This is a genomic window from Serratia sp. CoH_134_PS_4, assembly GCF_058190535.1.
In genome coordinates, this window is record NZ_JBXWKI010000002.1 from 246,751 (window position 1) to 258,686 (window position 11,936).

Here is an 11,936-nt window from a genome sequence, read left to right on the forward strand (position 1 = left end):
CAGGTTCGAGTTACGTCACACAGCCATAAATCACGTTAAATGGAAAACTCAGCGTGTTTCATTAGAAAACACGCTGAGAGAGAAAATCAGCGATATACCGGGTTACTCATAACGGAATAACGGCCACTGCCGTACAGCGCAATCACAACGGCTGCCATGAAGTAATACACGATATCTTCAATCGCCCACGCGCCGACCGGTGACAGCGCGAAAGTTTGGTGGATACCGACCATCAACCACGCAACAACCATAGTGGCTGCGGCTGACAGCGCTGCAAGACGGGTGAAAATGCCCAGCATAATCATGATCGGGGCAATGACTTCCCCGATGATCACACCATACGCCACGAACGCCGGGACTCCATAGCCTGCCAGCATGCCTTCAATCCCGGCGAGGCCATCGTGCACCTTGTGCCAGCCATGGAAAATCAGCAGACCGTAGGTGATTCTCAGCAGTAAAATGGCCAGATCAGGTTTGTTCAGCGCCGTGGTAAAGCGGATATAAAGTTGCCTCATCATTATCACTCCCGAAGACGTTTTCTTGTTTCTATAAAGTAATTGCTAATCGCTAAACGAGTGGAGAATTATTCTCATTTGGGTTGATCTGGGTTAAGTTTCGTCCAGTTAATCCAGTGGCATAAAAGCGATTTGAGGGGCATTGAAACGAAAACATTGCATTGCAGCATTCTACAACGGCACCCGCCACAGTCATTTCAGTGGCATTGGTCCTGAAGCCTTCGAAAGGCCTCTCCAGGGTTACCAGGATAATGCATGACCCGGTTTCAGAATCTGGCACAGTGTCGACTATTAAAGGTATAATCCCAGACACGATTTAATCGATTTTAGAAACGAACATGACAAAACTCACATTACAAGAGCAGATGCTTAAAGCTGGACTCGTCAGCAGCAAGAAGCTAGAAAAAGTGCAAAGAACGGCTAAAAAGTCACGCGTCCAGGCTCGTGAGGCGAGAGAAGCCGTAGAATTAAACAAGAAGACGCAAATCGAGCGTGACAAACAGTTAAGTGAGCAACAAAAACAAGCGGCCTTATCGAAAGAGTATAAAGCGCAGATTAAACAACTCATTGAAATGAACAGAATCGTTATTTCAAAGGGTGATATTAGCTATAACTTCACAGATAATAATCTGATCAAAAATATCTCTGTAGATAAGGCGACTCAAACCCAATTGATCAATGGTCGCCTCGCCATTGCCCGCCTGATTACTGACAATAACAGTGAGGGTGAGTATGCGATTATACCTGCGGTCGTAGCCAATAAAATCGCACAACGGGATGCGAGCTACATTGTATTAAGCGCTGAACTCACTCAGGAAGCGCAAGACGAGGAAGATCCTTACGCTGATTTTGTTGTCCCTGATGATTTGATGTGGTAACCAAGCTCCTTAGGGCAATGGACTGTCATCCTTGCCCGCCCCCTTCCGTACCGTTGAATTTTCTGCATAAAAAACACGTCATAAAAAATATTACCCCCACATGCCAGCGTGGCTAAAAAACACGTCAATTCGTATTTTAGTTACCTTCATTAAAATGTTACCATTATTACATCACGTGAATGGAGTAATAACATGTTCCCCAATAAGAAGTATTCAAAAAGAGCAAGTCCACTGACGAGCTATCAATTTTCTCGCTTGCATACTTTTGAATGTGTTGCCCGCCACTTATCCTTTTCATTGGCGGCAGAGGAACTTTCAATTACCCCCAGCGCTGTAAGTCATAGAATTAACCTGTTAGAAAAAGAACTGGGTTTTCTTTTATTTCAACGATTTCATCGCAGAATTACGCTAACACCTGAAGGCGAGCGTATGCAGTGGTCGTTAAGCCATTCCTTCGACGCCCTAACCCAAGAAATTCTTGATATTAGAAACCGTGAATTGACGGGCACCTTGACCATTTACTCGCATCCTTCGATTGTACAATGTTTACTGATACCCAGAATCAGCGATTTTACTGCTCAGTATCCCACCATTCATTTAAACATTCTCACGGGCCAAGAAAATATCAATCTGGCCAATCGAGGCGTTGATTTAGCGCTGTATTTCGGTCGCCTGCCATCGGGCAAGCAACTGGACGAAGCCTTTATGCACGAGTCTATGGTCCCAATCTGCACTGCGCAATACGCCCAAAAGCATAATCTCTACAATGCGCCTGAAAACCTGGCCGATTGCACTCTGCTGCACGACCGATACAACTCGGGTGAAGACGAGTGGCTAACCTGGTCACAACATTTTGAACTGGGGTTGGATACCGACAGCAAAAGCATGGAATTCGATCGCTCAGATCTGGCCGTGCTGGCGGCAACGCAGCATCTTGGCGTCGCAATGGGCCGGCTTAATCTGGTGCAAGACTGGATTAAAAGCGGAGAGCTGATTATTCCGTTTACCAATATGACTCTGCCTTGCGAACATTGTTATTTTATTTCAACCACCACCGAACGCCAGTGGCCGAAGATCATCGCTTTCAAACAGTGGATGATGAAGATAGCACCTCTGGCCTGATGGCCGGAGGTATGAGCAGAGTGCGTATTACCATTTCTTTGGAACATAGGAAAAATCCAGCGCACAGCTGTACAAACGCCCTGACTTCGAATAATAAATATGCTTACGGTTGTTATCCCATGCTACAGAGTCATTATTAGTAAAGGTTATTATTTCCACCGGCATCTGATTAGGCAATCGCCCTCGCCGGGTGTTTTCCATCACAAAAAAATCACCGTTATCACTTAAGGTTATTAAAGGATAACCCCAGGCATATTTGGATATTTGCAGAGTAATAGTGAATTGGCTTTCGCAGATCATTTGGTAGCTGTGAATATCAACATCCATAATTTATATTTTTTTGGTACTATCCTTCTGTCAACATGGAAAAAAAGAATATGACACATCCTCACCACGAATAAAAAATGGCGATATGTGAACCTGATAAACACGTAGTCTTTATTCTTTATAGACGACTATTTCCTGGTACATTTTAATCACCTCACTATCACTGTCCACGTCACCGGTATATTCCGTCTGCTGTGCCACGTGAATAACCTTCCAACCACGCTTAGCTAAGTCAGGAATAGTGAACTGACCGACTCCGCGGCAAGTAAAAGTCGTATCATCGCTCAACCTTAACTTGCCAATACTCGCATAATCATATGACTGCGAATGGCAGACGTGAGACTCCGCCGCCATTAGTGGCAATGAAAAAAGCCCTATCAACAGTGCGAAATAAAATCTCATAGCGTTCTAAACGTCCCTTGTTAACTCGGTAAATTTTGTAAAATAAAACGAAAAAACCACGTATTAAACTGTCTCTGGCCGCAATGAAATTACACGGCATTTGGCATTCTCTGACAAGTGAAAAATATAATGCTTTGTGTTAGCTGAGTTCATCCGAACGCTGTCCCCCTAACCGGTCGATACGTTGAAGCCCGCCATAACGCCGGTTTCTTGCACGCCCGCCCTTGCAGGTGATTAAAAACAAATCAAATAATTAGCAAGAAAAGTAACTTTTTGTGATCAAAATCGTGTTAAATATGCGCCCGCTTTTACAAAACCAAGAAAAGCGATGAAAACGCTCAGGAAATTTACTGAGCCAATCACTGATACCCGAAGGTTCAGTGAGAGTGGCAAGCATACACAGGGATATAAAATGACATACACATTGCGCGCATTAACCCAGGCCGTTGCTCTGGGACTGATCGTGGGTAGTACTTCTTTTGCTGCCCAAGCTGAAATCACTTTGCTGAAGCAGGACCCGCAGGCGGGCGATCCGCTGAGCCGTCTTAACTTTACTGTCGGTGGCAGTATCCGTCCGCAGTTCAACAATATGACCGGCGATGGCGATAAGGGCTCTTACAAGCGTAACGGGTTCGACGGAGGCACCCGCTTCCGCTTTGCCGCTGATTACTACCTGTTCGATGACATTAGCTGGATCAGCTATTACGAGCTGGGCGTGAACATTCCTGCACTCTTCAACTGGGATAATCACTATGCCGATGGTGCCAACAACACCAGCCGCCGCATGCTATATACCGGTCTGAAAAGTAAAACCTGGGGACAATTGACCTTTGGTCAGCAAAACAGCGTGTACTATGACGTAGTCGGCGCCAAAACCGATATCTGGGACTATGACATGCTGGCCCAGGCTCCGGGGAACGGCATCAACGGCGATTACGACGGTTCTTACCGCTCACGCAAAATGCTGAAGTACAAAAATACCTTCGGTGACGCGGACGTTTATGCGTCCTATCTGTTCAGCGACAACGAATATCTGCCGGGTAATGGCCTGCGCTACAAGCGTGAAGGCGGCGGTTCATTGGGCGTGGATTACCACCTGACGCCTGATCTGACCTGGGGCACCGCGTGGAACTATACCCGTGCAGAGATGCGCGATCCCGCTACCCACACCACCAAAGATTATGACCAAAACATTCTGGGTACTGCGCTGAGCTGGAAACCAGATAACTGGACACTGACCTTCGGCGGCGGTTGGTACAACAACTTCCTGACCACCAAGAAAGCCAACGTTAACGACTACTTCGCCGGTGACGCTTGGGGCATTGAGTATCTGGCCGGTTACACCCTACCTGTGGGGCAATATGCGGTGAAATCCGTGATGCCATACTTTATGGGTGACCGCCTGCAGTACGTGAGCGGCCGCGATTATCAGCGTATCGATAACGGTCTGGGCGTTACCGTACAGTTTGATTACGGCTTCCGCGTCGATGTGGAACACGTGCTGACGTCAAGCACCGACAATCTCGGTGATATGACACTGGTACGCCTGCGTTACGATTTCTAATCCCTACCGACGTAAAAAAGGCCGCTTCAGCGGCCTTTCTCATCAGTGCTCACGAGTTTAGAACCCGCCGCGCGCCGAACGGCCCACCGCCTCTCCCAACTGCCACACTGCCATCGCATAGTGGGTGCTGTGGTTATAGCGGGTAATGGTGTAGAAGTTAGGTAATCCATACCAATACTGATAGCCGGTGCCAATATCCAGACGCAGCAGGCTGGCCTCTTGGTTATCGCCCAAGGAACCCTGTGGAGTCAGGCCTGCCGCTGCCAGGCTGGCAACGGAGTAACGCGTTTTAAACCCATTTTCCAACCCTGGCGCCTGGCCGTTAGCCTGCACCGCAACAGGTTCGCCCTTGGCCCAGCCGTGTGCTTTAAAGTAGTTAGCCACACTGCCAATCGCATCCACCGGATCCCACAAGTTAATGTGACCATCACCGTTAAAGTCTACAGCGTAACTTTTGAATGAGGATGGCATAAACTGGCCGTACCCCATCGCTCCGGCAAATGAACCACGTAGATCCAGCGGATCATCCCCTTCAGTGCGTGACATCAGCAGGAAGGTTTCCAGCTCGCCGGCAAAATAATCGGCACGGCGGGGATAGTCGAAGGCCAAGGTAGCCAGCGCATCAATAATACGGGTTTTACCCATCACGCGGCCCCAGCGGGTTTCAACACCGATAATACCGACAATGATTTCGGGTGGTACGCCATAGACCTGATAAGCACGCTGCAGCGCATCCTGATACTGGTTCCAGAACTGCACGCCATTTTGCACGTTATCCGGCGTAATAAATTTATTGCGATAGCGCAGCCAGGAGCCGTTCGGTCCTGAGGGTGCCTGTGTGGATGGCGTTGGCGCTTGGCGATCCATCAACCGCAACACGGAATCCAGTCGCTTGGCTTGGGCCAGTACATCATGCAGCTGTTGACGATCAAAACCGTGTTCCTGAACCATTTTATCGATAAAACGGGCCGTATTGGGGTTATTGGCAAAATCACCGCCCAGTGGCTGACCGGAATGCGCTGGCGTCAGCAGGAACCCACCTTTCACCGTGCTGTCCTGAGGCGTAGCTGGGGTCGGCTTCGGCCCGCTGCTACAGGCAGTGAGTAAGGTAAGCAGGGGGAGAAGAGCAACTAAATGACGCATCGGATATCCATATAAGCCAGGCCAGTGATAAGTGGTGATTATGTTAATCCATTGTCTGGTGCGAACAAACTGGATTATGTCGCTCATCACAAGGCGGTAAGCCAAAATAGCCAAAAACGTGATTTGAAGCACAGAAACAAAGAATTAGTTAGGGTAGGCAACTATTCCGCCGAAACGTAAACCTTGATTAAATGAGAACAATTATCATATTGACACGCCACAGCGCATCACTACACTGCCCCTCTTTTTGGCTGCAACCCTGTCAGCAATGACGGATACAACGGAATGTTATTTTGGATTCTCTCGGACAGATCGCTAAAAATGTCTTTAAACGCCGCATAGCACGCAAGGAGTATGTTTTCTCCGTGATGGTGTTCGCCGCGGGCCTGGCACTGTTGTTATACCTGTCACCTTATCTCGATCAAAATCTCTTCCGAACTTACGCGCACAGTGATATCAGCACGTTTTTTGCGGTGTTTGTCTACCTGCTGTGCATTATGCTGTGGTCACTGTGTTGGATAGGTTTAACCCTTTGGCTGGTAGCCCGCACCGCATTTCGCCTTAATGACATAGGTACACCTGGTTGGCCTCTGGCGTTAGCCCTGTATCTGCTCAGCGTGGTGAATAATTATTACCCCGGCCCAGTGACGCGCTGGCTCATCATTATTAGCCTGATTGGCCTGTTATGCGCGTTGTTGTTGCCTACGGGATTATGCACGCGTAAACCGATGAAGGCCTGACCATCGCCACTGGCTATCTGCACGCCGAGCGGTCACAATGCCGCATTACTTCGCGCCAAACAGGAAATACCATGTCTTGCCACTACCCCGCCCATTACAGCTTTGATAACGATAGCGATGCCTGGCAGATCCACTTTCGTGATTTTCCTGAACAACAGGCCGCCTGCTATAAGCGTGAAGATGTAGAGCTTGAAGCCCAGGAAAGCCTGTTGATTGCCATCAAGCTGGAAATGGAAGAGGGCCGACCGGTACCTCCCCCTTCCCGCGCCTTACCGGAAGAATTAGCGATCCATGTGCCCGTATTGGTCAAACTCAAACTCGAACTGCATAACATTATGCTGTCCAGCAGCGCCTCTAAAGCCTCTCTGGCACGTCAATTAGGGTTTAACGCTGGGCAGATGGATCGCCTGCTGGACGTCGCCTACGCCTCAAAAGTGGAAGCGCTGGAGCAAGCCCTCTACCTGTTAGGATATGAAGTTCAAACCTCGGTAGCAGAGATTCGCCAGCAATAAGATAAATATTTTTTGCGGGGGCTAAATATTCTTCATTTTTCGCCGATGTGTTCATTACCGAACCATCAAGAGCAAAAGTGAAGGCTAAAAATGGAGTGGAGTCGCCGTAATATTTGGACCGTTATTCTGCTGTCGTGCCTTGTCTTCTGGGTCATCTTGTTGACGGGCGCAAACGCCGTCGCCTGATCCCTTTTCATAACATCACAGCAAACATAATGATAAAGCCCGTTTCAACGGGCTATTCCCTTCTTTTACCTGATAAAAAAGGTAAATAAAAATCGTTTCAAAACAGTAATCCTTGGTTAATAAACCGTCAAAAAGTGTGATCAAAAACACAGTATTGTAATCATGCTCATATTGGGAGTACATTAGCCCCGATCCTGTCGTGGTTCATGTTTTACCTCACGGACGTTGAAACACGACAACCGGATAATCTGTGGCCAAGGACGTTGTTCTTCATGTTGAAGGATCCGCCTAATCGCCACAAAGTATCCACAAAATACTCAGCACAACAATCGGGATCATTGGCTTGCGAGGGACTCCAAAAGGGAGTTGTTCAGTGAAATATTTTGTTATGGGCGTTTCATTCATGTTGGTTACATGGATTGGCACCTTTATGCTGATGGTTGCATAACCAAGGCATGACCAGGAACATAGATAAAGGGGCGCATAAGCGCCCCTTTGTTGTTTCTGCACGCGGCTATTTTCCCGGCATCATGCGGCGCAAGGTGTCATCCTTGCGCAGATAATGGTGGTATAGCGCCGCCAGCGTATGTGCGCCAATAATAAAATAGCCGGTATTGGCGAGCGTTTCGTGCGTGCTTTTAATCACGCTACGCAGCACCGGATTGGGTGTGACGACTTGCGGAACTTGCCAGCCCAGCAACACCCACTCTTTACCCCCATAAACCAGCGTCAGAACACCCAGCACCGGTAAGGCCAGGAACAGCACATAAAGCAGCACGTGGAAAATTTTGGCCCCCCACTCCTGCCATTCCTCAAGGGGTGGCGTGGTCGGCGGTGTGGCATAACGCCGACGCAATCCAAGCCGGATGAACATCAACAAGAAGACCATCAGGCCAAAGTTAAAATGCAGATTTTTGACCAGTGACGCCATATCATCCGGTACCGAATCTTTCAGCAGCATGGCTGAGTAAGTGAGGATCACCATCAATAACGTCAGCCAGTGCAAAACAATCTGTGATTTCGCGTAACGTTTGCCCATACACTCTTCCTGATAAATAAAGAAAATCTTATTGAAGGATAGTGGGTAAATGATGAAGAAAACCTTAGCAGAAAGAAAAAAGGCCGGAGCGAATGCACCGGCCTAGAGGAATTATTTGGTTGGCGTCGGGCTACTTTTGGCTGGCTTAATCAGCCCGTCAGCCCGGAACATGGCTTTGATACCGCGCACGGCCTGACGGATACGGTCCTGGTTTTCGATCAGCGCGAAACGCACATGGGTATCACCGTAGTCACCAAAACCGATGCCTGGCGATACGCAGACCTTGGCTTCCGCCAGCAGACGCTTGGCAAACTCCAGTGAACCAAGGTGCGCATAAGGCTCTGGGATTTTTGCCCAAACGTACATTGAGGCTTTCGGGTTCTCCACCATCCAGCCCGCTTCATGCAGCCCTTTTACCAGCACATTACGGCGTTGACGATATTGCTCTGCAATATCCAACACGCATTGCTGATCGCCTTCCAGTGCCGCAATAGCCGCTACCTGTAAGGGGGTGAAGGTGCCATAGTCGTGATAACTCTTGATACGCGCCAGTGCGTTGACCAGCTCAGGATTACCGACCATGAAACCAATTCGCCAGCCTGCCATATTGTAGCTTTTCGACAGCGTGAAAAACTCCACCGCAATGTCCTTGGCACCAGGAACCTGCATAATGGATGGCGCTTTCCAGCCGTCATACACGATGTCGGCATAGGCCAGATCGTGGATCACCAGTACATTGTATTGTTTAGCCAGCGCAACTACGCGCTCAAAAAAGTCCAGCTCTACGCATTGCGCCGTCGGATTCGATGGGAAGCCGAGGATCATCATTTTCGGGCGCGGAATGGTTTCGCGTATGGCACGCTCCAGCTCACCAAAGAAATCCACACCGTCCACAAGCGGTACCGAACGCACCTGGGCCCCGGCAATCACCGCACCGTAAATGTGGATCGGGTAGCTTGGATTTGGCACCAGCACGGTGTCGCCGTGATCGAGCGTCGCCAACATCAGGTGCGCCAGCCCTTCTTTTGACCCTATGGTGACAATGGCTTCGCTTTCGGGGTCGATCTCCACCTGGTAGCGATCGGCGTACCAGCGTGAAATAGCACGGCGCAAACGCGGGATGCCGCGCGAGGTGGAATAACCGTGGGTGTCGTCACGTTGTGCAACGGTGCAGAGTTTTTCCACAATGTGCGGCGGCGTTGGCCCGTCGGGGTTGCCCATGCTGAAATCGATAATATCCTCGCCGCGACGGCGTGCGGCCATCTTCAATTCGGCGGTGATGTTAAATACATAAGGGGGGAGACGTTCAATACGCGTGAAACGGCGTTGCGGACTATTATCAGCCATAGATACCTCGAAGAGACGTTAGCGCCCGGACCATCCGAGCGACGCTGACCAACCTAAGATTGACCGGATATTGAACATATCTCAGCCTTGGCAGGCTTGTCGATACCCGGCACAACATTTTTATTTGACGCCCCTAAACTCCGACACCAATAACCCGAACTGCCAGTCATCGCGCCATTGCCCCGCCAACTGGTAGTTATCGCGCAACGTGCCCTCCAACAGAAAGCCACAGGATTCCAGCAGTCGGCGCGAGGCAATATTGCCCTCGGTCACCGTGGCTGTCAGCTTATGAAAATCGCAGGCGTTAAAAGCAAAATCCAGCACTGCCCGCAGAGATTCCTTGCCATAACCCTTACCCTGCGCGAGCGGCAGGCTGCCATATCCCACTTCTGCCTGCCGGTAGGGGTGCCATTGTGGGCGAAAACCGGTCATACCAACCGCGTCTTCACTGGCCTTTTCTCTCATCACCAGGCACAGCCACTGCTCCCCATATTTGTCCCAGGCGGGGAGTCTGGCCTCAAAACGCGTGCGAATTTCTGCTTCACTGAGCGGGTCGGCAATATAACGAATCACCTCTGGATCCTGATACAGACGCAGGAACAGCGGCCAATCGTCGGCAGTGATTGACTCCAGGATCAAACGTTCAGTGACCAGTTTCATTGTTTCTATCTCCTAAAAACATAAACCTCCGAAAAACGAAAATGAGGAAGTTACGAATGAAAGATATCCCTTTATTTTCCTCTATTAAATCCAGATAATCATTAACGTTAAAACAACAAAACCATAACGCCTTACCCGGTCCCCTACAACCGTTCGTCGTTGCCTGCTGGCAGCGAGAGGAGAACACCATGGCTTCTTTACGCATTGACGATATTCCAAGCGCGATTAAAAGCGTCAAACAGCAACTGCGGCAAGCATTACCAAATTACCGAGAGACTTTCCTGGCGCTGGAGGACAATATCCGCCAGCAAGTCGAGAAAATCCGCCAGGAATTGGCGGCGGGTGAGAACCCGGTTCCGCAAATCGATGCCGAAGATATCCTGCAACAACGCGTCAGCGAACAGCAAAAAAAACTGATTAAACAGCGTGGCGCATGCGCCATCCGTGGCGTATTTCCCCGTGAAAAAGCCGCGGCCTGGAACCGTGAAATCGGTCACTACCTCGATCGCAACAATTTCGTCGAACGCTTGAAAGGCGCGGCCGAAGACAACTATTTCGGCAAACTGGCTGCCAGCAAGCCGCAGATTTACGGTATTTACTGGTCAAAACCGCAGGTAGAAGCGCGCCAGGACGCACGCATGCACGCGGTACAAGTATTCCTCAACAGCCTGTGGGAAACCGAAAGCAACGGTAGACAACATTTTGATCCAACGCGCGTCACGACCTATGCCGATCGTACTCGTCGCCGTCCGCCAAACTCTTCATCGCTGGGCCTGTCGCCGCACGTAGACAGCGGCACCATTGAGCGTTGGCTGGATGAGAACTTCCGCTATGTCTATCGTCATGTGTTCTCCGGCAATTGGCAATCTTATGACCCGTTCGCCGCCGATGGCCGTACTGAAGTGCGTGAGATCGCCTCTCCGGCTGTGTGTTCGATGTTCCGTACCTTTCAGGGATGGACGGCATTGACGCCACAGCGAACCAACGCAGGCACACTGAATCTGGTCCCCATCGCCAACGCCATGGCCTATGTGCTGCTGCGTGCGCTGCAAGATGACGTCGCCGATGACGATCTGTGCGATGCCGCGCCTGGCCGCGCACTGTCAATCTCGGAAAAATGGCATCCCCTTTTATTAAGTGGGATTTCCCCTATTCCTGATTTAGAGCCCGGCGACACCGTTTTTTGGCATTGCGACGTCATCCATGCGGTAGAAAACGAACATAACGGCGAGTTCGACAGCAACGTGATGTACATCGCTGCCGCGCCAGGTTGCGCGAAAAACGATGCCTACCTGCAACGCCAGCTGCCCAGTTTTATCTCGGGCAGAACACCGCCGGATTTTGCGCCAGATGATTTCGAAGTGGATTTCATTGGCCGTGCCACCGTCGATTTACTGACGCCGCTCGGCAAGGAACAGTTAGGCATCAAGTAACGTTCCCCCCGTGGTGCGCCGCTCGGCCGCCACGGGGTCACTAGGCTGTGATATACTTCCCTCCCTAT

The 11,936-nt window shown here is 50.0% G+C and carries 14 protein-coding genes; 7 read left to right on the top strand and 7 right to left on the bottom strand.

The genetic code is table 11. The annotated features are described in order from the left end of the window. Nucleotides 1–86: 86 nt before the first annotated feature. Nucleotides 87–518 (bottom strand): DoxX family protein, encoded by a 432-nt coding sequence (locus tag AC2FCQ_RS06440; RefSeq protein ID WP_404759193.1) that lies wholly within the window; start codon nucleotides 516–518, stop codon nucleotides 87–89. A 335-nt stretch (nucleotides 519–853) separates the two neighbouring features. On the opposite strand from AC2FCQ_RS06440, the gene AC2FCQ_RS06445 reads away from it, so the two are divergent. Next, nucleotides 854–1,393 carry a DUF2058 domain-containing protein gene (locus AC2FCQ_RS06445; RefSeq protein WP_209638770.1) on the top strand — a complete coding sequence of 180 codons (540 nt, stop codon included), beginning with the start codon at nucleotides 854–856 and terminating at the stop codon, nucleotides 1,391–1,393. 192 nt (nucleotides 1,394–1,585) lie between these two features. Continuing rightward, a complete protein-coding gene (gene dsdC / locus AC2FCQ_RS06450) occupies nucleotides 1,586–2,515 on the top strand; it encodes a DNA-binding transcriptional regulator DsdC (RefSeq protein WP_209638768.1) in 930 nt (309 codons plus the stop codon). Between the two features lie 27 nt (nucleotides 2,516–2,542). On the opposite strand, the gene AC2FCQ_RS06455 is transcribed toward dsdC, so the two are convergent. Both AC2FCQ_RS06455 and AC2FCQ_RS06460 read right to left on the bottom strand, forming a co-directional pair. Continuing rightward, the gene (locus AC2FCQ_RS06455) at nucleotides 2,543–2,842 is read right to left on the bottom strand and encodes a hypothetical protein (protein WP_209638766.1); all 300 of its coding nucleotides are present in this window, start codon (nucleotides 2,840–2,842) and stop codon (nucleotides 2,543–2,545) included. A gap of 111 nt (nucleotides 2,843–2,953) precedes the next feature. Next, a complete protein-coding gene (locus AC2FCQ_RS06460; RefSeq protein ID WP_314591854.1) occupies nucleotides 2,954–3,244 on the bottom strand; it encodes a hypothetical protein in 291 nt (96 codons plus the stop codon). A 412-nt stretch (nucleotides 3,245–3,656) separates the two neighbouring features. Here AC2FCQ_RS06460 and AC2FCQ_RS06465 point away from each other — a divergent pair, with 412 nt between their 5' ends. After that, nucleotides 3,657–4,808, top strand: coding sequence for a porin (locus tag AC2FCQ_RS06465; RefSeq protein WP_209638764.1), 1,152 nt, complete (start codon nucleotides 3,657–3,659; stop codon nucleotides 4,806–4,808). Between the two features lie 57 nt (nucleotides 4,809–4,865). Here AC2FCQ_RS06465 and mltB read toward each other — a convergent pair whose 3' ends face one another. Then, the gene (mltB, locus tag AC2FCQ_RS06470) at nucleotides 4,866–5,951 is read right to left on the bottom strand and encodes a lytic murein transglycosylase B (protein WP_209638762.1); all 1,086 of its coding nucleotides are present in this window, start codon (nucleotides 5,949–5,951) and stop codon (nucleotides 4,866–4,868) included. Nucleotides 5,952–6,244: 293 nt separating this feature from the next. Between mltB and AC2FCQ_RS06475 the strand changes: the two genes are divergently transcribed. The 3 genes from AC2FCQ_RS06475 (at nucleotide 6,245) to ypdK (ending at nucleotide 7,837) form a co-directional block, all read left to right on the top strand. After that, complete coding sequence (locus tag AC2FCQ_RS06475; protein WP_209638760.1) at nucleotides 6,245–6,691, top strand: DUF805 domain-containing protein; 447 nt, start codon at nucleotides 6,245–6,247, stop codon at nucleotides 6,689–6,691. A gap of 71 nt (nucleotides 6,692–6,762) precedes the next feature. Next, a complete protein-coding gene (locus AC2FCQ_RS06480; RefSeq protein ID WP_209638758.1) occupies nucleotides 6,763–7,203 on the top strand; it encodes a type II toxin-antitoxin system HicB family antitoxin in 441 nt (146 codons plus the stop codon). Nucleotides 7,204–7,762: 559 nt separating this feature from the next. Further along, on the top strand, nucleotides 7,763–7,837 hold the full coding sequence (gene ypdK / locus AC2FCQ_RS06485) for a membrane protein YpdK (RefSeq protein ID WP_104410986.1): 75 nt from the start codon (nucleotides 7,763–7,765) through the stop codon (nucleotides 7,835–7,837). Nucleotides 7,838–7,903: 66 nt separating this feature from the next. Here ypdK and AC2FCQ_RS06490 read toward each other — a convergent pair whose 3' ends face one another. The 3 genes from AC2FCQ_RS06490 to AC2FCQ_RS06500 form a co-directional block, all read right to left on the bottom strand. Beyond that, a complete protein-coding gene (locus tag AC2FCQ_RS06490; protein WP_209638757.1) occupies nucleotides 7,904–8,428 on the bottom strand; it encodes a cytochrome b in 525 nt (174 codons plus the stop codon). Nucleotides 8,429–8,539: 111 nt separating this feature from the next. Then, complete coding sequence (alaC, locus tag AC2FCQ_RS06495) at nucleotides 8,540–9,775, bottom strand: alanine transaminase (RefSeq protein ID WP_209638755.1); 1,236 nt, start codon at nucleotides 9,773–9,775, stop codon at nucleotides 8,540–8,542. A 120-nt stretch (nucleotides 9,776–9,895) separates the two neighbouring features. After that, nucleotides 9,896–10,435: a GNAT family N-acetyltransferase gene (locus AC2FCQ_RS06500; protein ID WP_265555550.1), complete on the bottom strand. Its 540-nt coding sequence runs from the start codon at nucleotides 10,433–10,435 to the stop codon at nucleotides 9,896–9,898. Between the two features lie 188 nt (nucleotides 10,436–10,623). Between AC2FCQ_RS06500 and AC2FCQ_RS06505 the strand changes: the two genes are divergently transcribed. Then, a complete protein-coding gene (locus AC2FCQ_RS06505) occupies nucleotides 10,624–11,868 on the top strand; it encodes a DUF1479 domain-containing protein (RefSeq protein WP_490308508.1) in 1,245 nt (414 codons plus the stop codon). Nucleotides 11,869–11,936 lie beyond the last annotated feature (68 nt).